Origin of the sequence: Xanthomonas cannabis, assembly GCF_040616535.1 — a bacterium.
GTDB lineage: Bacteria > Pseudomonadota > Gammaproteobacteria > Xanthomonadales > Xanthomonadaceae > Xanthomonas > Xanthomonas cannabis.
This window is the reverse complement of the sequence record NZ_CP136580.1, coordinates 2,527,233-2,551,048: the sequence shown is the minus strand read 5'-3', so window position 1 is coordinate 2,551,048 and position 23,816 is coordinate 2,527,233. Positions and strand designations below refer to the sequence as shown.

Here is a 23,816-nt window from a genome sequence, read left to right as displayed (position 1 = left end):
TGACAGCAGCGATCAGGCCTTGGCGAACGCCAGCAGATCCTTGTTGAACTGATCGGCGTGGGTGAGGGTCAGGCCATGCGGCGCGCCGGCATAGATCTTCAGCTCGGCATTCTTGATGATCTTGGCCGACAGCTTGGCCGATGCATCGATCGGGACGATCTGGTCGTCGTCGCCATGCACCACCAGTGCCGGCACATCGATCTTCTTCAGGTCGGCGGTGTAGTCGACCTCGGAGAATTCCCTGATGCAGTCGTACTGACCCTTGTGGCCGCCCAGCATCCCCTGCAGCCAGAACGAGTCGCGCATGCCCTGGGTGACCTTGTTGCCGTCGCGGTTGGCGCCGAAGAACGGCGTGGCCAGGTCCTGGTAGAACTGCGAGCGGTCCTTGGCCACGCCGTCGCGGATGCCGTCGAACACGCTCATCGGCAGGCCGCCGGGATTGGTCGGGCTCTTGACCATCTGCGGCGGCACCGCGCCGACCAGCACCACCTTGGCCACGCGCTTGCTGCCATGACGGCCCACATAGTGCGCCACTTCGCCACCGCCGGTGGAATGGCCGACCAGGATGGCATCCTTCAGGTCCAGCGCTTCGATTACGGCGGCCAGGTCGTCGGCGTAGGTGTCCATGTTGTTGCCGTCCCAGGTCTGGCTGGAACGGCCATGGCTGCGGCGGTCATGCGCGATGACGCGGTAGCCGTGCTGCCCCATGAACAGCATCTGCGCGTCCCAGGCATCGCCGCTGAGTGGCCAACCGTGTGCAAACACGACCGGCTGGCCCTTGCCCCAGTCCTTGTAAAAAATGGCGGCCCCGTCGGGGCGTTTGACGAAATTGGACATCGGGTTGACTCCGTGAGTGGACGAGTGGGGTGGGGTGGCAGACGCGTGGTGAGTGGGCGTCGCGGCCGTGGCAAACGTGGGCAGCGACAACGCTGCCACGGCAGCCGTGCCGGAGATGAGAAAGCTGCGGCGTCCGGCATCGGCCGGGTGCGCCTCGAACGGATCCATAGAAACTCCTGTGGGCGAGGGCATGCAGCCCGGCGGTCGCATGGCGCAGTGCATCCCATGCGGCGCGTGCCCACGCCATTGGGTGCGGCGCAGTCACGGACATGCCGGTGCATCTGCGCAGTAGACCGCTTGCAAGGCCGTTGCAGATTGCATCTGCGTGCGCTCTGCTGCTCTGGACGTCTGCAGGCGTGCGCGTCGCTCACTGCACGTGGCAGGGCCTGCCCGTCAGCGCGCAGGAGTGCAAACGGGGCGCTTCTGCCCGGCGATCAATCGATGGGCTGCGTCGTGCGCACGCGCGCGGAGCGCATGGATGCGATGTCGAAAAGCGTAGCCCGCACGCGACCCTCAGTGCAGCGCGGTGTCCCACAGCAGCTTGCCGTTCAAGGCCACGATCACTGCGGCAATCAGCCAGGCCACGCGCACCAGCCACGCCGGCGCCACCAGCGCGCCCATCAGTCGGCGGTCGGCGACGAAGCGCACCAGGGGGATCACCGCAAACGGCAGTTGCATCGACAGCACCACCTGGCTCAGCACCAGCAGCCGCGCCGTGCCGGCTTCGCCGTACAACCAGGTCACCACCACCACCGGCACGATGGCGATACCGCGGGTCAGCAACCGGCGCAGCCATGGCGGCAGCCGCAGTTGCAGGAAGCCTTCCATCACGATCTGCCCGGCCAGGGTCGCGGTCACGGTGGAGTTGACGCCAGAGGCGAGCAGGGCGACTGCGAACAGGGTCGAGGCTAAGCCCACGCCCAGCATCGGTGCCAGCAGCGCGTGCGCCTGTTCGATCTCCTGCACGTCGGTGCGGCCTTGCGCATGAAACACCGCTGCGGCCAGGATCAGGATCGAGGCATTGATGAACAATGCGAACATCAGCGCCACCGTGCTGTCGGTGACCGCCCAGCGCAGTGCCGAGCGCCGTCCGTCATCGGTACGCGGGTACGCACGTGTCTGCACGATGGAGGAATGCAGATACAGGTTATGCGGCATTACGGTCGCCCCGATGATGCCGATCGCCAGGTACAGCGCCTGCGGGTCGGTGACCACGCGCGCGTGCGGAATGAAGCCGCCCAGCACCGCGGCAATCGGCGGGGCCGCCAGCGCGATCTGGATGCCGAAACACACGAAGATGATCAGCAGCAGGGCCATCACGAATGCTTCCAGCGCACGGAAGCCCCGGTGCATCAACAGCAGCACCAGCACCACATCCACTGCGGTGATGATCGCGCCCAGCGTCAGCGGGATGCCGAACAGCAGCTTCAACGCGATCGCCGTGCCGATCACTTCGGCTAGATCGCAGGCGATGATCGCCAGCTCGCACAGTCCCCACAAGGCCAGGTTCACGCCGCGCGGGTAGCGCGCCCGGCAGGCCTGCGCCAGGTCCAGGCCGGTGGCAATCCCCAGCCGCGCCGACAGGCCCTGCAGCACGATGGCCATGATGTTGGACAGCAGGATCACCGACAGCAGCAGGTAGCCGAACTGCGAACCGCCGGCCAGGTCGGTGGCCCAGTTGCCCGGGTCCATGTACCCCACCGACACCATGTAGCCCGGTCCCAGGAACGCCAGCAGCCGGAACCACCAGTGGCCACCGCCAGGGACGGCCACGCTGGCGTGGTGATCTCCCAACCCACCAGTGGACGCGGCGGGCAAGCGGACAGACGCGGGGGTATCGGTGGACATGCGCGGCAGATAAAGGGCGGTCAATGGGATGATATAGCAAGTGCTATGCTGTTGAGCATTGGCAAACCCAATCGTATTGATCGGCCGCGTGCCTCAAACTAGGCACCCCGGCAGCGAGGCCGGACGGGATGACGAGGACAAGGGTGGGCAAGAGCGAAAAGCTGGAGGCGGCCACGCCGTCCCTGATCGATGCGCAGGTGCATATGGAGAGCTTCCGCCAGGTGCGCGAAGCGCGCCGCGCCGAGCTGGTCGAGGACTACGTGGAGCTGATCTCCGACCTGCTGGTGGACGGCGGCGAGGCGCGCCAGGTCGATATCGCCGCGCGCCTGGGCGTGGCCCAACCCACCGTGGCCAAGATGCTCAAGCGCCTGGTGCGCGATGGCTGGGTGGTGCAGCGGCCGTATCGTGGCGTCTTCCTGACCCCGGCGGGCGAGGCATTGGCCGCGTCCAGTCGCCAGCGGCACCAGATCGTCGAACGCTTCCTGCTTGCCCTTGGCATCGACGAGGCCACCGCCCGCCGCGATGCCGAGGGCATCGAGCACCATGTCAGCGAGGCCACCGTGGCGGCCTTTGCCGCGTTTCTGGACCGCCAGGGCGGCCCGGCCGCGTGAACGCGTCGGCCGACGCACCGGCCGGTGCAGCGCTCGATGCGTCCCAGGCGGCGCTCGACACGCGTTGGATGCAGCACGCCTTGCGCCTGGCCGAGCGTGCCGAGCGCGACTATGACGAGATTCCGGTAGGGGCGGTGCTGGTCGATGCAGCCGGCACACTGCTGGGCGAAGGCTGGAACTACAACATCGCCAGTCACGATCCCAGCGCGCACGCCGAGATCATGGCCATGCGCGAGGGCGGCCGCCGGCTGGCCAATCACCGCCTGATCGGCTGCACGCTCTATGTCACCCTGGAGCCATGTGCGATGTGTGCCATGGCCATGATCCATGCGCGCATCGCGCGCGTGGTGTTCGCGGCAAGCGACCCCAAGACCGGCGCCTGCGGCAGCGTGTTCGACCTGCTTGCCGACCCGCGCCACAACCACCGTGTGCAGGTCAGCGGCGGGGTGCTGGCGGCCGACGCCAGTCTGCGCCTGACCAATTATTTCCGCGCCAAGCGCGGCAAGCCGCCGCTGCTGCCGTGAGCGGCTTGCCGCGGTATGATGCGCGCCCTTTCCAGCATCCGGCCGGCGACGGCTCTCCACAGGACCGCGATATGGCAGACACCCTTGCAGGCAACGACCGACTGATCTGGATCGATCTGGAGATGACCGGCCTGGATACCGACCGCGATTCCATCATCGAGATCGCCACCATCGTGACCGATGCGCAGTTGAACGTGCTTGCCGAAGGGCCGGAACTGGCCATTGCCCATCCGCTGGAAACCCTGGAGGCGATGGATGAGTGGAACCGCAACCAGCATCGGCGCTCGGGACTGTGGCAACGCGTGCTGGACAGCCAGGTCACCCATGCGCAGGCGGAAGCGCAGACCGTGGCATTCCTGAGCGAGTGGATCCGTGCCGGCGCTTCGCCGATGTGCGGCAATTCGATCTGCCAGGATCGCCGCTTCCTGCACCGCCAGATGTCGCGGCTGGAGCGCTACTTCCACTATCGCAACCTGGACGTCTCCACCATCAAGGAGCTGGCGCGTCGCTGGGCGCCGACGGTGGCCAACGGGTTTGCCAAGAGCTCGGCGCATACCGCACTGAGCGACGTCCGCGATTCCATCGACGAGCTGCGCCACTATCGCCAGTTCATGGGCGCACTGGGTGGCGACACCGAGGCAGGCGTGCAGGGCTGATCGGCCCTGCAGCTGCAGCGGAAGCCCGGGCCTGATGCGATCGGAGGATGTCAGCATCTGTGCGCGCTTTCGTGAGAACGCATGCACCCGTAATGCCCGTCGAAAACAACAAAGGCCGCATCTTCCGATGCGGCCTTTTGTTCGCCGTAAATAGCTGGCTCAGCGTGCCAGCGGTGGCCCCTTGGTCAGGTCGCCATCGTCGGTGACGCCCTTGAGCAGCAGCTCCGAGATCGGCTTGCCGTCGGCGTCGTGGTGATACACATGCAGATCGCGTTGCGGATACGGAATGCTGAGTCCATTTTCCAGCAGCTGGTTGCGGATCTGCTCCAGCGTGGTGCTCTTGGCCGCGCCGAAGTTGCCGTTGGTGGCGTAGGCAAACAACATCAGATCCACCGTGCTCTCGCCCAGATTGGTCACCTGCACGAACGGCGCGGGCGATTCCAGGATGTTGGGATTGTCCTTGGCGATCTGCAGCAATAGCTGCTGGGCCTTTTTCAGATCGTCTTCATAGCCCACGCCAACAGTCACCTCGAGACGCCGGTTGGGCAGGGTGCTGTAGTTGATGATGGGTGCGGTGGTGATCGTGCTGTTGGGCAGGGTGATCATGCGCTCATCGAACGAGCGCACCCGGGTCTGGAAGATCCGGATCTCGTCGACAATGCCTTCCTGGCCCGCAATGAAGACATGGTCGCCGTCGCGCATCGGCCGCAACACGATCAGCATGACCCCGGCGGCGATATTGGACAGCGAGTCCTTCAAGGCCAGACCCACGGCCAGGCCGGCCGCACCCAGCACCGCAATCAACGAGGTCGGCGGCACACCGATCTGGCTCAGTGCACTGACAAATACCAGGACCAGCAGCAATGCGTAGACGACATTGCGCAGGAAGTTGGTCAGCGTGATCTCGACCCGGGCACGGCTCAGAACACGATGCAGCCATTGGCTCAGCTGCCTGGCCAGCCACATGCCGATCACCACGATCAGCAGTGCGACTCCCCAGTTGAGGGCGTACTGCGCCCACGGGATGGTCGACCAATTGAATGCCGGTTCGGCAGTCTTCACCGCCGCCGGCTTGGCAGCCGCTGCTCCCGCAGCGGCTGCCACCAATGCACCAAACAGCCCCATCAGCTCTCGCTCTTGAGTTTGGCCAGCCGCAGCCAGGTATCGACCACAGTGTCAGGGTTCAACGACACCGATTCGATGCCTTCCTGCATCAACCACTCCGCCAGTTCCGGGTGATCCGACGGCCCCTGGCCGCAGATGCCGACGTATTTGCCCTTGGCGCGCGCCGACTTGATGGCCATCGAGAGCAACTTCTTGACTGCCGGATTCCGCTCGTCGAACAGGTGCGCCACGATCGACGAGTCGCGATCCAGACCCAGGGTCAGCTGGGTCAGGTCGTTGGAGCCGATCGAGAAGCCGTCGAAGATCTCCAGGAACTCGTCGGCCAGCAGGGCGTTGGACGGCAACTCGCACATCATGATGATCTTCAGCCCGTTCTCGCCCTGCTTGAGCCCGTTCTGCTCCAGCACCTCGATCACCTTGCGGCCTTCTTCCAGCGTACGCACGAACGGGATCATCACCCAGAGGTTGTTCAGGCCCATCTCGTTGCGCACCTTCAGCACCGCCTTGCACTCCAGCGCGAACGCCTTGGTGAAGGACGGATCGACATAGCGGCTTGCGCCACGGAAGCCGATCATCGGGTTCTCTTCATGCGGTTCGTAGCGCGAGCCGCCGATCAGGTTGGCGTACTCGTTGGACTTGAAGTCCGACAAACGCACGATCACCGTATTCGGTGCCACCGAGGCGGTGAGGGTGGCGATGCCCTCGGCAAGACGGTTGACGTAGAAGCTCACCGGGTCGCCGTAGCCGGCGATCTTGGCGTCGATCTTCTTGCGGACATCGGCGTCCTGCTTGTCGTACTCCAGCAGCGCGTTCGGGTGGATGCCGATATGCGCGGCAATGATCATCTCCAGACGCGCCAGGCCGATGCCGGCGTTGGGCAACTGGCCGAAGTCGAAGGCGCGCTCCGGGTTGGCCACGTTCATCATGATCTTGAGCGGGGCAGGCGGCATGTTGCCCAGATCGGTGGTGGTGCGCTCGAACGCCAGCTCTCCGTCGTAGATGAAGCCGGTATCGCCTTCGGCGCAGCTCACGGTCACTGGCTGGCCGTCGCTGATGACCTCGGTGGCGTTGCCCGAGCCGACCACCGCCGGCACGCCGAGTTCGCGCGCGATGATCGCCGCATGGCAGGTGCGCCCGCCACGGTTGGTCACGATCGCCGAGGCGCGCTTCATCACCGGCTCCCAATCGGGGTCGGTCATGTCGGCGATCAACACGTCGCCGGCCTGGACCCGATTCATGTCTTCCAGCGAGCGCACCACACGTGCGACGCCGCTACCGATCTTGGCACCGACTGCGCGGCCTTCGACCAGGATCTTGGCGTCCTTGGCCTCCAGCGAGAAGCGCTCGATCTGGGTGGCGTGGCTGCGCGACTTCACCGTTTCCGGGCGCGCCTGCACGATGAACAGCTTGCCGCTGACACCGTCCTTGGCCCACTCGATATCCATCGGGCGGCCGTAATGCTTTTCGATGACCAGCGCCTGCTTGGACAGTTCCTGCACGTCCTCGTCGCTGATCGAGAAGGTGCTGCGCAGCTCTACCGGCGTGTCTTCGATACGCACGCGTTCGCCCGGCACATCCGAATACACCATGCGAATGGCCTTGCTGCCCAGCGAGCGACGCAGGATCGCCGGCTTGCCGGCCGTGAGCGTGGGCTTGTAGACGTAGAATTCGTCCGGATTGACCGCGCCCTGCACGACCATCTCGCCCAGGCCGAAGCTGGAGGTGACGAACACCACGTCGCGGAAGCCGGATTCGGTGTCCAGCGTGAACAGCACGCCCGACGAACCCACGCCCGAGCGCACCATCAACTGCACACCTGCCGACAGGAACACGTCCTCGTGCTTGAAACCGTGATGCACGCGGTAGGCGATTGCACGATCGTTATAGAGCGAGGCGAACACTTCCTTGACCTTGTGCACCACATCGTCGGCGCCGGTCACGTTGAGGAAGGTTTCCTGCTGGCCGGCGAACGAGGCGTCCGGCAGATCTTCGGCGGTGGCCGACGAACGCACGGCCACGGCCACTTCGCCGCCACCGTTTTCGGCGCACAGCTTGTCGTAGGCAGTGCGGATGTCGCGGTCCAGCTCCGGCTGCAGCGGGGCGTCGATCACCCAGCCACGGATTTCCTTGCCGGCCACGGTCAGGGCATTGACGTCCTCGACATCTAGCGTTTCGAGCTTGTCGAAAATGCGCTTGGACAGGTCGTTGTGTGCGATGAAGTCCTTGAAAGCTTCGGCGGTGGTCGCATATCCACCCGGAACCGACACGCCCAGCCCGGCCAGGTTGCCGATCATCTCGCCGAGCGAGGAATTTTTACCGCCTACGCGGGCCAGATCGGCCAGGCGTAGCTCATGCAACCACAGGATATTCTCGTTCAAGCGCGATGCTCCGTATGGCCATCGCCCGAGCGGGCTGGATGGCCGCGTCCGTAGGAAGAAGCCGCTATGATGCAGTGCACAGCGGAATCTGCACAAGCATGAACCCGTAAGTTTTGGACGCCAGTTCAAAGAGGTGGTCTTGATGTCAACAATCCGGCCGGTGTTTTACGTCTCCGATGGAACCGGTATCACCGCTGAAACGATTGGGCACAGCCTGCTCACCCAGTTCAGCGGATTCAACTTCGTCACCGACCGCATGTCGTTCATTGATGATGCAGAAAAAGCGCGCGACGCCGCGATGCGGGTGCGCGCGGCCGGGGAGCGGTACCAGGTGCGTCCAGTGGTCGTCAATTCGTGCGTCGATCCACAGTTGAGCATGATCCTGGCCGAGAGCGGGGCGTTGATGCTGGACGTATTTGCGCCCTTCATCGAGCCGCTTGAGCGCGAGCTCAATGCGCCGCGCCATTCGCGTGTCGGGCGTGCACACGGCATGGTGGATTTCGAGACCTATCACCGCCGCATCAATGCGATGAACTTCGCCCTCAGCCATGACGACGGCATTGCGCTCAATTACGACGAGGCCGACGTGATCCTGGTGGCGGTGTCGCGTGCGGGCAAGACGCCGACCTGCATCTACCTGGCCTTGCATTACGGTATCCGCGCCGCCAACTATCCGTTGACCGAAGAAGACCTGGAGAACGAACGGCTACCGCCGCGCTTGCGTAATTACCGCAGCAAGTTGTTCGGTCTGACCATCGATCCGGAGCGTCTGCAGCAGATCCGCCAGGAACGTCGCGCCAATTCGCGCTACAGCGCGGCTGAAACCTGTCGCCGCGAGGTGGCCATTGCCGAGCGGATGTTCCAGATGGAACGCATTCCTTCGTTGAGCACCACCAATACCTCGATCGAGGAAATCTCCAGCAAGGTGCTGTCCACACTGGGGCTGCAGCGCGAGATGTTCTGAGGCCGGGATTGGTAGGGCGGGATTCGGGAGTGGGCAAGCAAGCGTCGCGTTCACGCTGCGGACGTATCGGCGGCGCGGCGGCCGGCTTGCCGGCAACCCAGCGGAAATCAAGCGGGCGGGGCAGCGCCTCGCCAAGGTAGGCCTGCGATCGGGCCCTCGTCAATGCTGCCCGTGCGGCAGCGCAGCGTGTAGGATCGGTGCATGGCCCAAGCATTGAGCAAACTCGAAATCATCCCCCGCCTGAGCCGGTTTGGCTGGCTGATGGGGTTGTATGCAGAAAACTTCCAGCACCTGACCCGTCTGTTCGCACCCGGCGATCTGGCACCCGGGTCGTATGTGTCCTCGATCGGCGACGGCCTGGATTTGCGCCTGGATGTGATCGAGTGCCATCGCTACACCGTCGAACTGCGGCTGACCTACGACCTGTGCGACCCGGTCACCGGCGAGCCCGACCCGTCTGCCTACGTGCGTCTGTACCGCGATGCGCGCCAGGCCGAGACCACGCATTGCTACGTCGGCCGTCGCTGGCAGGACGTCATGGGAATGTTTCCGCCGCCGGCCGAGCTGATCAGCCATCGCATGCGCATGAACACCTTCCTGGGCAAATGGCTGGAGTACCTGGCCGAACGCGGTCACGGTGTCGCCACGCTGCAGCTCGATACCGATTACGTTGCGCCGCCGCGGCCCGGTTCGCAGGCCGCTGTCGGCTAAGACGCGAAACGCTGGCGTGGCTTGCGAGCCCGGTGTGCCGCAGTTGGCGAGGCTTGCACGGTTGTGCAACGTGGCGGCCTCGAGCGTTACCGGTGTGTTCGCCGGGTGGCTTCGTCGGTCTTCCTGCAAGACCGACAATCGGTGCACAAGCATCCTGCACAGGCCGGTCGTGTCGCGCGAGCCTTGACTGCATCGGTCATACTGCTGCGCTTCGTGTCAGATTCCGTGCCATGCCCTATACCCCGATTGTCGCCACGCTTGGCTACCTGCTGTCGCCGGACGGCACGCAGGTGCTGATGATCCACCGCAATGCGCGTCCCGGCGATCAGCATCTGGGCAAGTACAACGGGCTGGGTGGCAAGGTGGAGCCGGACGAGGACGTGCTGGCCTGCATGCGTCGCGAGATCCGCGAAGAGGCCGGCGTCGACTGTGGCGACATGCAACTGCGCGGCACCATCAGCTGGCCCGGGTTCGGCAAGCAGGGCGAGGACTGGCTGGGTTTCGTCTTTCTGATCCGCAGTTTCCAGGGCACGCCGCACACCTCCAATCCGGAGGGCACGCTGGAATGGATTCCGGTCGCGCAGATGGACCAGGTGCCGATGTGGGAAGGCGACCGCCATTTCCTGCCGCTGGTGTTCGATGGCGACCCGCGCCCGTTTCACGGCGTCATGCCCTACCGCGATGGACGCATGCAATCGTGGACGTACTCGCGCGTCTGAGGCGCGCGGGAGATCGCAGCGCCTGATCAGGCGCCTGCTGCGCTGGTCCATATGCATAGTCGGGCGAGCGCTCTGCAGCGAGCCAGTTGCTGCACCGCGCGTGCACGCACTGCACCTGGCAGCGCCGCGCGCGCGCTTCAGTCAGTCCAGCGCGCGCGTCCGCTACAGCGAGCACAACCCTATTGCCCGCTGCAACGATACGCTGCCGGCATCGACACCGACGTCGGTCCCGCGATGCGGTTGTGCACTTCTCCACATCGCCTGTGGATGACGGCTGGGCAAGTCTGTGGACAACTGCCCGGTGCCCTTGCGCTGCAACGTTGTCGAGCTGGCTGGCGAAAGTTTCGCCAGCTCGCTCATTGCGCCGTCCAGCCGCCGTCGATGGCGATCGACTGCCCGGTGATGTTGCGCGCGGCATGCGACATCAGGAAGGCCACCGTGCCGGCCAGCTCGTCGTACTCAATGAAGGCGCCCTTGGGCATCGGCTTGAGCATCACATCGCGGATCACCGCATCTTCGGCGATGCCGCGGGTGCGGGCCTGGTCGGCAATCTGGCGCTCCACCAGCGGCGTGCGCACATAGCTGGGGCAGAGCGTGTTGACGGTGATGTCGCAGTCGGCGGCCTCCAGCGCGATCACCTTGGCCAGCCCGACCAGGCCGTGCTTGGCGGCCACATAGGCGCTCTTGTAGGGGCTGGCCACCAGCGAATGGATGCTGCCGATGTTGACGATGCGGCCATAGCCGGCCGCACGCATGCTGGGCAGCACCGCACGGCTGAGTCGCGCAGCGCCGGTCAGCATCACGTCCACCAGCAGCGCCCAGCGCTGCATGGGGAAGTCTTCCAGCGCAGCCACCTGCTGCAGGCCGGCGTTATTCACCAGCACCTGCGGCGCGCGGGAGGCCGTCGCCAGGGCCTGCGCAATGCTGTCATCGTCGGTGACGTCCAGCGCCAGTGCCTCGGCCGAGCCGCCCGCATCGCGCAGTTGCTGCGCGACGTGGGTGGCGGCGGCATGGTCCATGTCGCTGACCAGCAGGTGGTGGCCATCGGTTGCCAGTTGGGCGGCAAGGCCGGCGCCAATGCCGCTGCCCGCGCCGGTGATCAGGATGCTGCGCATCGGGTGTCCTTGAGCAGTGCGTGGCCGGAGCGGCCACGCTGGTCGTCAGCCTAGCGGAGGATGCCGAAACGGTCGCCTGCCTGGCGCGCGCGCGTTACCCTTTGCGCCTCGTTCTGATCAGGTTCCGCATGAAACGCCATTTCTCGATGCTGCGCGATTTCCAACTGGCGGACTGGTTCACGCTGGCCAACGCCTTCTGTGGCACCGGAGCGGTGTTTGCGGCAATGCGCTTCCTGCAGGAAGGCCACCGTGGCGATCTGCTGCTGGGTATGGCGCTGATTCCGCTGGCGTTCGTCTTCGACGCGCTCGACGGGCATGTCGCGCGTTGGCGCAAGGCGTCTTCCACGCTGGGCCGCGAACTGGATTCGCTGGCGGATGTGATCTCCTTTGGTGTGGCGCCGGCAGCGCTCGGTTACGCCTGCGGCATGCGCGGCGGTTGGGACTGGCTGGTGCTGAGCTACTTCGTGTGCTGCGGGGTCAGCCGGCTGGCACGCTACAACGTGACCGCCGAAGAGATCGCCGGCGACGCCGACAAGGTGCCGTACTTCGAAGGCACGCCGATTCCGACCAGCCTGGTGCTGGTGATCCTGCTTGCAGTGGCCGCCAGCAGCGGGCACATCGGCCAGACCCTGTGGTGGGGGCAGTGGCAACTCGGGCCGTGGCAGTTCCACCCGCTGGTGCTGCTGTTTGCCATCTCCGGCTCGCTGATGATCAGCAAGACTTTGCGGATACCCAAACCCTGACCGGCACACGCGGGCGCACGCGGTAGGATGGCTGGGTGGACGGTCACGGGAGGGGATGATGGCAAGCAGCGGTTCGGACAACGGCAACTTCGAGGACAAGGCGCGCCAGTACTGGAGCGCCTGGGGAGATGCCATGCGTCACGGTCAGTCCGCCGCTGGGGCGCAGCCACCGCCGGGCCCGTCAGGCGAGGCCCCGCAGGACTGGCGCAAGGCCGTTGACTGGTGGTCGCAGTTGTTGCCCACCCAGGCCGCGCCGCAGGCGCAGGAGGCGATCGACCGCTTCCGGACCCAGGCCGGAGGCTGGTTCGGCACCATGCAGCAGGTGGCCGCCCAGTTTGCCGGCCGCGATACCTCGGCCAACGAAGTCTCCGATGCCTGGCGGCGCGCCGTGCAGGGGCAGGGCGAACAATTGATGCAATGGACGCTGGGCTCGCTGCGCGGCGGCAGCCCCGGCGGCTTCGACCCGTGGCTGCAGGAGGCTGCGCAGACCGTGGGCAAGTGGCGCGAAGAAAATGCACCGTGGCTGGACATGCCCGCGTTTGGCCTCAACCGCAATCATCAGGCCCGGCTGCAGAAGCTCGCCCGCGCGCAGCAGGAGTATCAGGCGCAGTCGCAGGCGTACGGCGAGCAGCTGAAGGCCGCAATCGAGCAGGCGTTCAGCCGGTTCACCAGCAAGCTGGGCGAGCACGAAAGCAGCGGTAGTCAGCTGACCAGTGCGCGCGCCTTGTTCGATCTGTGGATCGAGGCTGCCGAAGAGTCCTACGCCGATGTGGCCCTGTCGGACCAGTTTCGCCAGGTGTACGGCGGGTTTGCCAATGCGCATATGCGGTTGCGCGCCGCCCTGCAGGAAGAAGTCGAACAGCTCAGCGAACGCTTCGGGATGCCGACGCGCTCGGAAATGGATGCCGCCCACCGCCGCATCGCAGACCTGGAACGCGTGGTGCGGCGCATGCTACGCAGCGGCGTGGGCGTCAGCCCCGCCGGCAAGCCTGCGCAGGCCACGCCGGCCGATCCGGGTGCTGCGGCACCGTCCAGGCGTGCAGCGCCACCCAATGCTGGAACGGCGCCCGGGCGTTCGGCATCGACCGACGCGGGCAAGCAGTCTGCAGCAAGGGCGGCGGCCCCCAAGGCGGCATCGTCGGCAAAGCCTGCAGTGAAAAAGACCGCTGCAGCAAAACCTGCATCCACGCCTGCCTCGAGACCCACCTCGACAGCGACACCGGCTACCTCGCCCGTCCGCAAGCCGGCCGCAGGCAGGTCACGTGGAGCCAAGGCATGAAAGGGCCGTTGGGATTCAGTGCCGAAGACCTGATGCAGGAAACCCTGTCGCTGCAGCGCAAGTTGCGCGAGGGCCTCAAGTTGCTGCCCGGCGTGGAAGACGTCGACTACGGAGTCACCGAGCGCGAAGAGATCTGGCGCGACGGCAAGGTGGTGCTGTACCGCTTCGTCGGCGATCAGGCACCGGTGGCCAGGACGCCGCTGCTGATCGTGTATGCGCTGGTCAACCGGCCCTACATGGTGGACTTGCAGGCCGACCGATCGCTGGTCAAGGGGCTGCTGAGCCACGGCCAGGATGTCTATGTGCTGGACTGGGGCTACCCGGACCGCTCCGAGCGCTACCTCACCCTCGAAGACTATCTGCTGCGTTACATCGATGGCGCGGTGGACCACCTGCGCGCGTATGCGGGGCTGGACGCGGTCGACGTGCTCGGCATCTGCCAGGGCGGCACGTTCTCGCTGTGCTATGCCGCGCTGCAACGCCACAAGGTGCGCAACCTGATCACCATGGTCACGCCGGTGGATTTCCACACTCCCGACAACATGCTGTCCAACTGGGCGCGCATGGTCGATGTGGACCTGTTCGTCGACACCATGGGCAACGTGCCGGCGGATCTGATGAACGCCAGTTACCTGATGCTCAAACCGTTCCGGCTCAATCTGCAGAAGTATGTCGGCCTGCTGGACATTCTGGACGACAAGCAGGCGCTGGAAGATTTCCTGCGCATGGAAAAATGGATCTTCGACTCGCCCGATCTTGCCGGCGAGGCGTTCCGCGAGTTCGTCACCTTGTTCTATCAACGTAATGGGCTGGTGACCGGGCAGGTGGCCATCGGCGGGCAGGCGGTGGATCTGCAGGACGTGGACATGCCGGTTCTCAACATCTACGCCGAGCATGATCATCTGGTGCCGCCCGACGCCTCGCGTGCGTTGCGCGGGCTGGTGGGAAGCCAGGATTACAGCGAGCTGAGTTTTCGCGGCGGGCATATCGGCATCTATGTGTCCGGGCGTGCGCAGCGCGAGGTACCGGTGGCCATCCATCGCTGGCTGCAGGCCCGCGACGACCGCTGACGGACGGGCGGTTGCAATGGCCGGGTGTGGATCGTCCTGAAACGCCGTCACGGTTCGCTGTCGTCGGTGTTTCTAGACTGACCGCCACGTTTTCAGGAGTCTGCCCATGGCCACCACCGCACTGTCCCGTTCTCTCAACGATCGCATGATTGCCGGCGTCGTCGGTGGCATCGCGCGCCGCTTCGGCTGGAGCTCCACGCTGCTGCGCGTGTTGTTCGTCATCGTCTCGATCGCCTCGGCCGCGTTCCCCGGCATCCTGGTCTATCTGATCCTGTGGCTGCTGATCCCCAACCAGGCCGATTGAACCCGGCGCCGCGCGGGCGAGCGGCCCTGCTGCTGCTGGGCGCGTTATGGACCCTGCCCAATACCGCGCTCGGCGTGTTGGTGGGTCTCATCGGCAGCTGTGGTGGTGCACGTGCGCGTTGGTCGCCTCAGGAACATGCCATCGTCTTTCATGCCTGGCCGTGGGGGCCGGGCGGGGCGATGACGCTTGGCAATGTGATCCTGCTCAAGGGGGCGTCGCTGGACCTGCAGTGCAGCACCTACGCGCATGCGGCCGGCCGTTGTGAAGATCCGCCGGTACGCCTGGGTGACCACGAGCGTGCGCATGTCTATCAATACATGGTGCTCGGGCCGCTGTTTCTGCCGGTGTATCTGCTGTGTGGCGGCATCCACGTGCGCAACCCGCTGGAGCGTGCGGCCGATGCCTATGCGCTGCATGGGCAGGGATGGTGGCCATGGTCGGTCCAGGGCCTGATGCGCTGAATCGCTGCTCGGTACGGGGTGGTGCCGCATGCTGATCGCAGGCGTCGGCTGTCAGGCGCTCCGGATGCTTGCCGTGCACCTGATGCGTCAGGCGATTACATTGCGCGCGGTAGAAACGTGAGCTTGCCAGTGCGATTCAGTGCAGGCGAGTGAGATCAATCCTTGCGTGATGCAATGCCGGCCGCGACATCTGCCACGGAGCCGGCCGGCAACGCCGCAGCCAGGCCCGGCGCGCTCAACCCAATCGTTCGAACCCGAACAGCGCGTGCAGTGGATGCGGCCTGCCTTCCAGCTGCGCACGCAGCAGGCCAGCCCCGATCGCGCTATAGGTGATGCCATTGCCGCCATAGGCCATCGCAAACAGCAGGCGCGGGCCATGTTCGGCATGTGCTCCGAAGAACGGCAGCCCGTCGGCGGTTTCGGCAAACGTGCCGGCCCACGAAAACACCGGGCGCAGGCGCATGTCCGGCATGGTCTTGCCGATCCTCTTCAGCAGTGTCTTCAATTTGCCCTGCACGCGCGTATCGCGGCGTGCGGGGATGTCGACATTGTCGTCTTCGCCGCCTGCCACCACACGGCCATCGGGCGTGCTGCGCATGTACAGATATGGTCGTGCGGTCTCCCACATCATGGTGTGCCTGAGCGCGCCCATGTCGCTGTCGTGCAGCGGGTCGGTCACGAACGCGTAGCTGCTGCGGTTGCGTGCCACGCGTTGCGAGAGCCACCGCTGGTTGCCGTAGCCGGCCGCCATGATCACGTGCCCGGCGCGGACCGTGATGCCTTCTTCGGTGCGCAACTCGACATGCTGCGCCTGCGGTACGATCGAGGCGATGCTGGTGCGATCAAAGATGCGCGCGCCGTATTGCTCGCATTCGGCAAACAGGCGATAGCACAGCCGGTACGGGTCGACGCTGGCCGCCAGGCGGCTGAGGATCGCGCCGTCCGAGCGCACGCCATAGTCGTGCCACAACGGTTCGCGCTCGACCCATTCCACCGGCAGCCGATGCGTCCGGCGCGCATCCAGCTCGCTGCGCAGGTCGTTGAGGTCGCGCGCGCGGCTGGCGTAGTACAGGCTGTCCTGGCGGGTGAAATCGCAGCCGCCGAGGCTGTCGCACAGGTCCTGCAGATCGACGATGGCCTGCGCGCAGGCGCGGTAGGCGAGCGCGGCTGCCGGCATGCCGTACTGCCTGGCCAGTTCGATCATCGGAGTGTCGATTTCGTACTGCAGCAGCGCGGTGCTGGCCGAGGTGCTGCCCCAGCCGATTTCGCGTTGCTCGACCACCATGACGTCGTGGCCATTGCGCAGCAACTCGTGGGCAATCAGCGCGGCAGTGACGCCGCCGCCGACGATCACGACCTCGCTGTGGGTGGCCTGCTCCAGGCGCGGATAGGCGCGCATCAATCCGTTGCGGATCGACCAGAAGGGATAGCCGCTTTTGAGGTCCATGCGATGTCGTACGTGCGGGCGGTCCGAGATTGGACGGCCAAGCGGGGTGAAGCGGTCGTGAGGCGGGCGCGGCTTTCAGCCCGTCACCAAACCGCAAACAGCCGGCGTTAACGTGCGTGGAAAGCTCCTCACGGCGCGCTGGTTATGCTCGCGCCTCCCAACGCAACAACTGCAGCAAGAGGGTGTGACATGTCGATTGTCCTGTACGTCGGTGGCAGCAAAGATGGCGACAAGGGCGTTGTGCCTTACGGCTTCAGCAAGTCGCGCACCATGACCGCCAGTGGTCCGGAGATCTACGTCGAGCGCATGGTGCCGCTGAAGGACGTGGGCAAGATCCGTGTCATGGCGCTGGAATCGCTGCAGGAGAGCATCCTGGTCGAGCGCGCCGCCACCCATTACGCCCACCGCGCCAGCTGAGCGCGACGGCATAGGTTTACGGCGGCGCTGTCAACGGGTTTCCGTGGCGGGCCTGCACTGCGAAAATGCGGGTTTTCAGTGAAGCGGTTTACCCGCGCCGTCATGCACGATAGCCAGCTTGCCCAGCAGATCGCTCGCACCATCGCCGACGAGATCGGTGCCCAGCCCGCCCAGGCGCGCGCCGCCATTGCCCTGCTCGACGAGGGCGCCAGTGTTCCGTTCATCGCCCGCTACCGCAAGGAAGTCACTGGCGGCCTGGACGATACCCAGCTGCGTAACCTCGAAATGCGCCTGACCTATCTGCGCGAACTGGAAGAGCGCCGTACGGCGATCCTGTCCAGCATCGGGGAGCAAGGCAAACTCAGCGACGAGTTGCGTAACGAGATCGCGGCGGCCGATACCAAGTCGCGGCTGGAAGATCTGTACCTGCCCTACAAGCCCAAGCGGCGCACCCGCGCGCAGATCGCACGCGAAGCCGGGCTGGAGCCCTTGGCCGACGGCTTGTTGGCCGATCCGGCCCAGGCGCCGGAAGTGGCCGCTGCGGCCTTCATCGACGCCGACAAGGGCGTGGCCGACATCAAGGCTGCACTGGAAGGCGCACGTGCCATCCTGATGGAACGTTGGGGCGAGGACGCTGCCCTGGTGGGCGAGCTGCGCAGCTGGCTCAACGATCACGGCGTGATCCGCGCAAAGGTGGCCGAGGGCAAGGAAGAGGCCGGTGCCAAGTACCGCGACTATTTCGACCATGCCGAGTCGCTGGCAAAGATTCCATCGCACCGCCTGCTGGCGCTGTTTCGCGCGCGCCGCGAAGAAATCCTCTATCTCGATCTGGACCCTGGCACCGATGCTGAAGCCGGCCACCAGTACGCCGAAGGGCGGGTGGCGCGCAATGCCGGTATTTCCAATGAAGGCCGGCCGGCCGATCGCTGGTTGCTCGACGCGTGCCGGCTGACCTGGCGTGCCAAGCTGCACATGCACCTGCTGCTGGACCTGTTCAATCAGGCGCGCGAAAAGGCCGAGGCCGAGGCGATTGCGGTGTTCGGCGACAATCTCAAGGACCTGATGCTGGCCGCGCCGGCGGGCCCGCGCGTGGTGCTGGGGCTGGACCCGGGCATCCGCACCGGTTGCAAGATCGCCGTGGTCGATGCCACCGGCAAACTGGTGGCCACCGAGACGATCTATCCGCACGAGCCCAAACGCCAGTGGGAGCAGTCGCTGCAGACGATCAGGACATTGTGCATGCGGCACAACGTGGAGCTGATCGCGATCGGCAACGGCACCGCCAGCCGCGAAACCGACAAACTGGCCGGTGAGGCGATCGCGTTGTGCGGAGCCACCAAGCTGCAGAAGATCGTGGTCAGCGAGGCCGGTGCGTCGGTGTATTCGGCTTCGGAATTCGCTGCCAAGGAATTTCCCAACCTGGATGTGTCGTTGCGCGGCGCGGTGTCGATCGCGCGGCGGCTGCAGGACCCCTTGGCCGAGCTGGTCAAGATCGAGCCCAAGGCAATCGGCGTGGGCCAGTACCAGCACGACGTCGATCAATATCGCCTGGCCAAGGCGCTGGACGCGCGCGTGGAGGATTGCGTCAACGCAGTCGGCGTCTACGTCAATACCGCGTCGGCGGCGTTGCTGTCGCGGGTGTCCGGCTTGTCCAGCACCGTGGCCGAGAACATCGTGCGCCATCGCGACGACAACGGCCCGTTCAAGCGCCGCAAGGACCTGCTCAAGGTGCCGCGACTGGGCGACAAGACCTTCGAACAATGCGCCGGCTTCCTGCGTATTGCCGATGGCGACGAGCCGCTGGATGTGTCGGCGGTACATCCGGAAGCCTATCCGGTGGTCGAGCGCATCGTTGCCAATACCGGCAAGCCGATCAAGGCGTTGCTGGGCGATGGCAGCTTTCTGCGCGCGCTCAAGCCGGAGCTGTTCACCGACGAGCAGTTCGGTGTGCCGACCGTGCGCGACATTCTGAAAGAGCTGGAAAAACCCGGCCGCGACCCGCGCCCGGAGTTCAAGGCCGCGCAGTTTGCCGAAGGTATCGAAGACATCAAGCACCTCAAGCCGGGCATGGTGCTGGAAGGCGTGGTCAGCAACGTGGCCGCGTTTGGCGCCTTCGTCGATATCGGCGTGCATCAGGACGGTTTGGTGCATATCTCCGCGTTGGCCGATACCTTCGTCAAGGATCCGCGCGATGTGGTCAAGGCCGGCGACATCGTCAAGGTCAAGGTGCTGGAGGTGGACGTGGCACGCAAGCGCATCGCGCTCACCTGTCGCCTGTCCGACACGCCGCCACCGGCCGACGGCACGGCGCCATCGCGCGAGGCGCGCGGTCATGGCGGGCCCGGGCAGGGTCGCCGCGATGGCGGCGGACGTGGGCCGGCAGCCGGCAACAACAAGCCGCGCATCACCGCGCCCCCGGCCGACAACGCGTTGGCGGCCGCGTTCGCGCGCGCCAAGCGCAGCTGAGCCAAGGCGCCCCGGCCGACGTGGTCGGGGCAGGGTGGGGGGCGGCCTTACCCAGCAGGTCGCGGCGCGGCATGACCGCCGCTGCGACCGTTGTCCCTGTGTGCTCAGTCGCCTCGGGACGCTGCTGCCCAGCCGCTATGAAACAACGGCACACCTACGTTTCTCGCGCCCCGGCACGTCCGCCCGGCAGCACGCACGCGGTGTCCGTGCGCGGGCGGCAGGTGTGATTGCGCGTGATCCATGCCGCCGGCTGCTGCGGGCCGTGGGCATCACCTCGGCCTGATTGCAGGCGCTGTCAGCAGCCTGCCGCCTTCCCTTGAGGCCATCACGACGCGCCATGCCGCGTGCGTGCGGGCACTACCAGACGTTCGATCAGATCCACCAACCCGGGCGGCTCCACCGGCTTGCCCATATGCGCATCGAAACCGGCCACCACGGCACGGTCGCGGTCCTCTTCGCGCACATAGGCGGTCAGTGCGATCGCCGGGATGTGCCGCGGCAGATCGGCGCGGCCGGCACGCACCGTGCGGATGAGATCGTAGCCATCGCGCAGCGGCATCGCGATATCGCTGACCAGCACATCGAACGGCGCGGCAGCCAGACAGTGCTCGGCCGCATCCACCGAACCGGCCGCCTGCACCTGTGCGCCGGCAAGCATCAAGAACTGCATCACTGCCTCGCGTGAATCCTGGTCGTCATCGACCAGCAGGATGCGCACATCGGCCAGGCGACCATGGCAGTCGGCCGGCAGCGGTCCCGAAGGCGCGAGCTCGGCCGACGCGGGGCGCCAATCGCTGACGCCATGCTGGAACGGCAGCACGATGGTGAAGGTCGAGCCCTGGCCCGCACCGGGGCTGGAAGCGCCCAGGCTGCCGCCATGTAGGTCCACCAGCTGGCGGGAGATCGACAGGCCCAGTCCCAGGCCGCCCACGCGGCGTGTCGTACCGGCATCGGCCTGGCGAAAGCGGTCGAAAACATGCGGAAGGAAATCCGGCGCGATGCCGATCCCGCTGTCGTGCACGCACAGGCGCAGACGCCCGTCGTCCACCTCCAGGCCCACCCGCACGCTGCCGCCGGGCGCGGTGAACTTGAGCGCGTTGCTGAGCAGATTGGAGAGCACCTGCTGCAGGCGCCCGGCATCGCCGAAAAACCACAGCTCGCCATCGACCGGTGCGTCCAGGTCCAACGCAATCTCGCGTGCGAGCGCGGCCGGCTGCATCAGTTCCACAGTGCTGCGCGCCAGCCCGGCGATGTCGAAATGCTCGGCCTGCAGCCGGATCTTGCCGGACAGGATCGCGCTCATGTCCAGCAGGTCGTCGATGATCTGGGTCTGCGCACGCGCACTGCGTTCGATGATGACCAGGCCCTTGCCCAGGTTGTCCGGTGCGAAGGTCTGCGATTGCATCAGCCGCGACCACCCCAGGATGGCGTTGAGTGGCGTGCGCAGCTCGTGGCTCAGGGTGGCCAGGAATTCGTCCTTGACCCGGTTGGCATGCTCCGCCTGGTTACGCGCGGCCGTTTCTGCCTGCAGCGACAATGCGAGCCTGGCGTCCACCCGTGTCCGCTCGATCACGATGCCGGCCAGGTGCGACGCCGAGCGGGCCATGGCCTGCTCGCGCAGCGAGGGCAGATGCGGGCGGTCGTAATAGATGTTGAGCGTCCCCAGCACCTGGCCGTCGCTGGACAGGATCGGCGTCACGCAGCACGCCACGATGCCCAGTGCCGCCGACACCGCATGGTGGCGGCTGAAGCTGGGTTCGGCCTGGATATCGGCACAGACGACTTGTTGGCCAAGATGCGCAGAGCGTGCGCACGGTGGTCCTTCCGGCCCTGCCGGCACCGGCTCGAACGGGCCGGGGTAATCGACCGGAAAATGCGGCGCCGAACCGAAGCTCAGGGTGTGCCGTACCTCGTCGAGCACCATCACCGAGCAATACAGCGCGATCTCGCCGCGTGCTTCCACGCTCAGGGCGATGGCATCCAGCACCACCGGCAATGGCGCGCCGGTGGTAATCAGGCTCAGGATCGCGCGGTCGGACGCGGTGGCGTCTTCGATCAGCTTGCGCTCGGAGATATCGGTCAGCGAGCCGATATGCCCCAAGAAGCGCCCGTCGCTCGCGAAGTGCGGCGAGGCGGTATCGATGCACCAGCGGTACTGCCCGTCATGGCGGCGTACCCGGTATTCGGCCAGGAATTCGCCACGCCGCTGCAGCGCCTGTTCGAATGCCAAGCGCACGCGCCCGGCATCGTCCGGATGCATCACGTCCCACCATCCCTGATCCAGCGCCTGATCCTCGGCCTGTCCGGTGAAGTGGTACCAGCGTGGGTTCCAGTAGACGCAATCGCCTTGCGCATCGGCCATCCAGATCATCGCCGGCACGGTCTCGCACAGTGCGCGGAAGCGGATCTCGCTTTCACGTAGTTGCTGCTCGAAGGTGCGGCGGTCGTGGATGTCGGTATAGGTGCCGATCCACTCGCTGATACCACCATCGTCGCCACGCACCGGCAGTGCGCGCGTCAGGTGCCAGCGCGCCTGACCATCGTGACGCTGCAGCTCGCACTCCACTTCGTAGGCGCGCTCGCCCTGCAGCGCGTCCTGCCAGGCCTGTCCCGACAGACGCAGACCGTCGGCGGTATGGGCCTGGTGCCAGGCGGCGGTCTCGTGGTCGGCCGGGTCCAGCCCGGTGTATTCGTACCAGCGCTGGTTGAAGTAGCGCGGCTGGCCATCCGCTCCGGCAATGAAAATGATCTGCGGCAAGGTGTCGGCCAGGCGGCGCAGGCGCGCCTCGCTCGCTGCCAGCTGCTGCTGCGCCTTGGCGCGTTGCATCGACTCCCAGCAGCGTGCCGCCACCAGACGGACCAGCTCGATTTCGGTGGACAACCAACGCCGCGGTGCGCGCTGATGCACACCGATGGCCGCCACCAGCCGGCCGTGCTTGTGCAGCGGAATCGCCAGCGAGGCGCGCAGTCCCGAGCGACGATACTGCTCGGCCACATAGTCCGGCGCCCCGGGCGCCATCGCGTCGGTGGTGAACCAGGGGCGGTTTTGCAGCAGCGCGTCGCGCAGGCCCTGTGCTGCTTCCAGCGGAAAATCGCCCTGCAGGCTGGGCATGTCCTGCACGTGATCGCTGATGACGTGCATGGTGCCGCCATCGGCGGCCGCCAGCCCGAACGCACACCGGTTGGCCTGCAGATGTTCGCCCAGCAGGCGCACGCTGGTGTCGATGATGTGCCGCGGATCGGAGACATGCTGCAGGGCGTCTTCGAGCATCAACAGGAAGCTGTCGCGACTCTCGACGCGGCGCTGCGCGGTGACATCGAAACCATGCACCAGGATCGCGTCGACGCGCCCATCGCTGTCGCGCATCGGCTGGTACAGGAAGTCTACGAAGGTTTCGTCAGGCGCGCTGCCCGGCGTGCGCTGCAGGTAGGCCGTCATCGATTCGCCGATGAAAGGCCGCCCACTGCGGCGCACGTCGTCGAGCAGTGCCAGATACCCTTGGTCGGCGATTTCCGGCATCGCCTCCAGCAAGGGACGGCCGAGGAGCGGCCGCTCTCCGACGAGATCGTGGAAGCGTTGGTTGACCGTCTCGAAGACGTAGTCCGGGCCACGCAACACCGCCATGAAAGCCGGAGCCTGGTCGAGCGCTGGCGTTGCGACGCGCGTCGCCGCACTGCGATCTGACCGATCTGTCGCCTTGACAGGTGCAGCGGCGACATACAGCGCACCCACCTGCCGGCCGGCATCCAGCACTGGGCTGCACGACCAGGTCGACAGATTCAAGGCGGCGCGTACACCGGCAGGCAGCGTGTCCGTGGCGTCGGCGCCAGTCAGCTCGGCAAGCGGCCGGCCGAACGCGGCCGGGTGACGCTCGCCCAATGTGTCGATGCAGGCATCGTTGTAAACGCAGTACCCGTGCTCGCCCCACACCAGCAGCATCGGATGTCGTGCATGCAGGCAGATCGATAGGGAGGTACGCAGCGCCGGATGACCGCACAGCAGCGGATCGGCGGCGCATGCAGACGCCAAGAGCAGGGCGGCAGTTTCGCTCGTCTCCGGCAGCAAGCCGGCATACGGCGACACGGCACTTTCCATCCAGCAACCCGCCTGTCGTCTTCGATGCCTGGATTTTAGTGGCAA

At 65.8% G+C, this 23,816-nt stretch carries 20 protein-coding genes; 13 read left to right on the top strand and 7 right to left on the bottom strand.

Translation table 11 applies throughout. The annotated features are described in order from the left end of the window. Window positions 1-12: 12 nt before the first annotated feature. Complete coding sequence (locus tag RZV17_RS10880) at window positions 13-837, bottom strand: alpha/beta hydrolase (protein WP_355609315.1); 825 nt, start codon at window positions 835-837, stop codon at window positions 13-15. Between the two features lie 513 nt (window positions 838-1,350). Continuing rightward, entirely contained in the window at window positions 1,351-2,685 is a 1,335-nt protein-coding gene (locus tag RZV17_RS10875; RefSeq protein WP_355603299.1) for an Nramp family divalent metal transporter, read from the bottom strand. 143 nt (window positions 2,686-2,828) lie between these two features. Here RZV17_RS10875 and mntR point away from each other — a divergent pair, with 143 nt between their 5' ends. The 3 genes from mntR (at window position 2,829) to orn (ending at window position 4,476) form a co-directional block, all read left to right on the top strand. Then, window positions 2,829-3,296: a manganese-binding transcriptional regulator MntR gene (gene mntR / locus RZV17_RS10870; RefSeq protein WP_039409702.1), complete on the top strand. Its 468-nt coding sequence runs from the start codon at window positions 2,829-2,831 to the stop codon at window positions 3,294-3,296. A gap of 68 nt (window positions 3,297-3,364) precedes the next feature. Further along, complete coding sequence (gene tadA / locus RZV17_RS10865; RefSeq protein WP_052077038.1) at window positions 3,365-3,820, top strand: tRNA adenosine(34) deaminase TadA; 456 nt, start codon at window positions 3,365-3,367, stop codon at window positions 3,818-3,820. A 71-nt stretch (window positions 3,821-3,891) separates the two neighbouring features. Next, window positions 3,892-4,476, top strand: coding sequence for an oligoribonuclease (orn, locus tag RZV17_RS10860; protein WP_039564095.1), 585 nt, complete (start codon window positions 3,892-3,894; stop codon window positions 4,474-4,476). 159 nt (window positions 4,477-4,635) lie between these two features. Here the strand turns inward: orn and RZV17_RS10855 are convergent, their stop codons facing one another. Further along, window positions 4,636-5,601 carry a mechanosensitive ion channel domain-containing protein gene (locus RZV17_RS10855; protein WP_355603295.1) on the bottom strand — a complete coding sequence of 322 codons (966 nt, stop codon included), beginning with the start codon at window positions 5,599-5,601 and terminating at the stop codon, window positions 4,636-4,638. Next, window positions 5,601-7,979: a phosphoenolpyruvate synthase gene (gene ppsA / locus RZV17_RS10850; protein ID WP_355603292.1), complete on the bottom strand. Its 2,379-nt coding sequence runs from the start codon at window positions 7,977-7,979 to the stop codon at window positions 5,601-5,603. The genes RZV17_RS10855 and ppsA overlap by 1 nt, the downstream gene beginning before the upstream one ends. A 142-nt stretch (window positions 7,980-8,121) precedes the next feature. On the opposite strand from ppsA, the gene RZV17_RS10845 reads away from it, so the two are divergent. The 3 genes from RZV17_RS10845 (at window position 8,122) to RZV17_RS10835 (ending at window position 10,373) form a co-directional block, all read left to right on the top strand. Beyond that, window positions 8,122-8,943 (top strand): pyruvate, water dikinase regulatory protein, encoded by an 822-nt coding sequence (locus tag RZV17_RS10845; protein ID WP_047694908.1) that lies wholly within the window; start codon window positions 8,122-8,124, stop codon window positions 8,941-8,943. A 201-nt stretch (window positions 8,944-9,144) separates the two neighbouring features. Further along, window positions 9,145-9,654 carry a DUF1249 domain-containing protein gene (locus RZV17_RS10840; protein ID WP_123137235.1) on the top strand — a complete coding sequence of 170 codons (510 nt, stop codon included), beginning with the start codon at window positions 9,145-9,147 and terminating at the stop codon, window positions 9,652-9,654. A gap of 230 nt (window positions 9,655-9,884) precedes the next feature. Further along, the gene (locus RZV17_RS10835; RefSeq protein WP_039409691.1) at window positions 9,885-10,373 is read left to right on the top strand and encodes an 8-oxo-dGTP diphosphatase; all 489 of its coding nucleotides are present in this window, start codon (window positions 9,885-9,887) and stop codon (window positions 10,371-10,373) included. 356 nt (window positions 10,374-10,729) lie between these two features. Here the strand turns inward: RZV17_RS10835 and RZV17_RS10830 are convergent, their stop codons facing one another. Further along, the gene (locus RZV17_RS10830) at window positions 10,730-11,488 is read right to left on the bottom strand and encodes a 3-hydroxybutyrate dehydrogenase (RefSeq protein WP_355603288.1); all 759 of its coding nucleotides are present in this window, start codon (window positions 11,486-11,488) and stop codon (window positions 10,730-10,732) included. Window positions 11,489-11,616: 128 nt separating this feature from the next. On the opposite strand from RZV17_RS10830, the gene RZV17_RS10825 reads away from it, so the two are divergent. The 5 genes from RZV17_RS10825 to RZV17_RS10805 all read left to right on the top strand — a co-directional run bounded on the left by RZV17_RS10825 (window position 11,617) and on the right by RZV17_RS10805 (window position 15,345). Beyond that, window positions 11,617-12,231 (top strand): phosphatidylcholine/phosphatidylserine synthase, encoded by a 615-nt coding sequence (locus RZV17_RS10825; RefSeq protein WP_039409759.1) that lies wholly within the window; start codon window positions 11,617-11,619, stop codon window positions 12,229-12,231. Between the two features lie 55 nt (window positions 12,232-12,286). Then, window positions 12,287-13,510, top strand: a complete 1,224-nt coding sequence (gene phaE, locus RZV17_RS10820; protein ID WP_355603285.1) for a class III poly(R)-hydroxyalkanoic acid synthase subunit PhaE — start codon at window positions 12,287-12,289, stop codon at window positions 13,508-13,510. Continuing rightward, window positions 13,507-14,580 carry a class III poly(R)-hydroxyalkanoic acid synthase subunit PhaC gene (locus RZV17_RS10815; RefSeq protein ID WP_355603282.1) on the top strand — a complete coding sequence of 358 codons (1,074 nt, stop codon included), beginning with the start codon at window positions 13,507-13,509 and terminating at the stop codon, window positions 14,578-14,580. The genes phaE and RZV17_RS10815 overlap by 4 nt, the downstream gene beginning before the upstream one ends. A 106-nt stretch (window positions 14,581-14,686) precedes the next feature. Then, the gene (locus tag RZV17_RS10810; protein WP_029219975.1) at window positions 14,687-14,884 is read left to right on the top strand and encodes a PspC domain-containing protein; all 198 of its coding nucleotides are present in this window, start codon (window positions 14,687-14,689) and stop codon (window positions 14,882-14,884) included. Next, window positions 14,881-15,345, top strand: a complete 465-nt coding sequence (locus tag RZV17_RS10805) for a hypothetical protein (protein WP_166744373.1) — start codon at window positions 14,881-14,883, stop codon at window positions 15,343-15,345. Before RZV17_RS10810 ends, RZV17_RS10805 begins: the two co-directional genes overlap by 4 nt. A 235-nt stretch (window positions 15,346-15,580) precedes the next feature. Here RZV17_RS10805 and RZV17_RS10800 read toward each other — a convergent pair whose 3' ends face one another. Then, window positions 15,581-16,792 carry an FAD-dependent oxidoreductase gene (locus tag RZV17_RS10800; protein WP_355603279.1) on the bottom strand — a complete coding sequence of 404 codons (1,212 nt, stop codon included), beginning with the start codon at window positions 16,790-16,792 and terminating at the stop codon, window positions 15,581-15,583. A gap of 189 nt (window positions 16,793-16,981) precedes the next feature. Here RZV17_RS10800 and RZV17_RS10795 point away from each other — a divergent pair, with 189 nt between their 5' ends. Both RZV17_RS10795 and RZV17_RS10790 read left to right on the top strand, forming a co-directional pair. Next, complete coding sequence (locus RZV17_RS10795; protein ID WP_039409670.1) at window positions 16,982-17,209, top strand: hypothetical protein; 228 nt, start codon at window positions 16,982-16,984, stop codon at window positions 17,207-17,209. A gap of 102 nt (window positions 17,210-17,311) precedes the next feature. Then, window positions 17,312-19,675 (top strand): Tex family protein, encoded by a 2,364-nt coding sequence (locus tag RZV17_RS10790; protein WP_047694888.1) that lies wholly within the window; start codon window positions 17,312-17,314, stop codon window positions 19,673-19,675. Between the two features lie 325 nt (window positions 19,676-20,000). Here the strand turns inward: RZV17_RS10790 and RZV17_RS10785 are convergent, their stop codons facing one another. Beyond that, on the bottom strand, window positions 20,001-23,705 hold the full coding sequence (locus RZV17_RS10785) for a PAS domain S-box protein (RefSeq protein ID WP_338122374.1): 3,705 nt from the start codon (window positions 23,703-23,705) through the stop codon (window positions 20,001-20,003). Between the last annotated feature and the right edge of the window lie 111 nt (window positions 23,706-23,816).

Bases quoted from the DNA above. Each gene is read 5' to 3' on its own strand.
- orn (WP_039564095.1), top strand. From the start codon at position 3,892: ATGGCAGACACCCTTGCAGGCAACGACCGACTGATCTGGATCGATCTG.
- RZV17_RS10815 (WP_355603282.1), top strand. From the start codon at position 13,507: ATGAAAGGGCCGTTGGGATTCAGTGCCGAAGACCTGATGCAGGAAACC.
- tadA (WP_052077038.1), top strand. From the start codon at position 3,365: ATGCAGCACGCCTTGCGCCTGGCCGAGCGTGCCGAGCGCGACTATGAC.
- RZV17_RS10880 (WP_355609315.1), bottom strand. From the start codon at position 837: ATGTCCAATTTCGTCAAACGCCCCGACGGGGCCGCCATTTTTTACAAG.
- phaE (WP_355603285.1), top strand. From the start codon at position 12,287: ATGATGGCAAGCAGCGGTTCGGACAACGGCAACTTCGAGGACAAGGCG.
- RZV17_RS10795 (WP_039409670.1), top strand. From the start codon at position 16,982: ATGTCGATTGTCCTGTACGTCGGTGGCAGCAAAGATGGCGACAAGGGC.
- RZV17_RS10875 (WP_355603299.1), bottom strand. From the start codon at position 2,685: ATGTCCACCGATACCCCCGCGTCTGTCCGCTTGCCCGCCGCGTCCACT.
- RZV17_RS10835 (WP_039409691.1), top strand. From the start codon at position 9,885: ATGCCCTATACCCCGATTGTCGCCACGCTTGGCTACCTGCTGTCGCCG.
- RZV17_RS10845 (WP_047694908.1), top strand. From the start codon at position 8,122: ATGTCAACAATCCGGCCGGTGTTTTACGTCTCCGATGGAACCGGTATC.
- RZV17_RS10825 (WP_039409759.1), top strand. From the start codon at position 11,617: ATGAAACGCCATTTCTCGATGCTGCGCGATTTCCAACTGGCGGACTGG.
- RZV17_RS10830 (WP_355603288.1), bottom strand. From the start codon at position 11,488: ATGCGCAGCATCCTGATCACCGGCGCGGGCAGCGGCATTGGCGCCGGC.
- RZV17_RS10840 (WP_123137235.1), top strand. From the start codon at position 9,145: ATGGCCCAAGCATTGAGCAAACTCGAAATCATCCCCCGCCTGAGCCGG.
- RZV17_RS10790 (WP_047694888.1), top strand. From the start codon at position 17,312: ATGCACGATAGCCAGCTTGCCCAGCAGATCGCTCGCACCATCGCCGAC.
- RZV17_RS10855 (WP_355603295.1), bottom strand. From the start codon at position 5,601: ATGGGGCTGTTTGGTGCATTGGTGGCAGCCGCTGCGGGAGCAGCGGCT.
- RZV17_RS10810 (WP_029219975.1), top strand. From the start codon at position 14,687: ATGGCCACCACCGCACTGTCCCGTTCTCTCAACGATCGCATGATTGCC.
- RZV17_RS10800 (WP_355603279.1), bottom strand. From the start codon at position 16,792: ATGGACCTCAAAAGCGGCTATCCCTTCTGGTCGATCCGCAACGGATTG.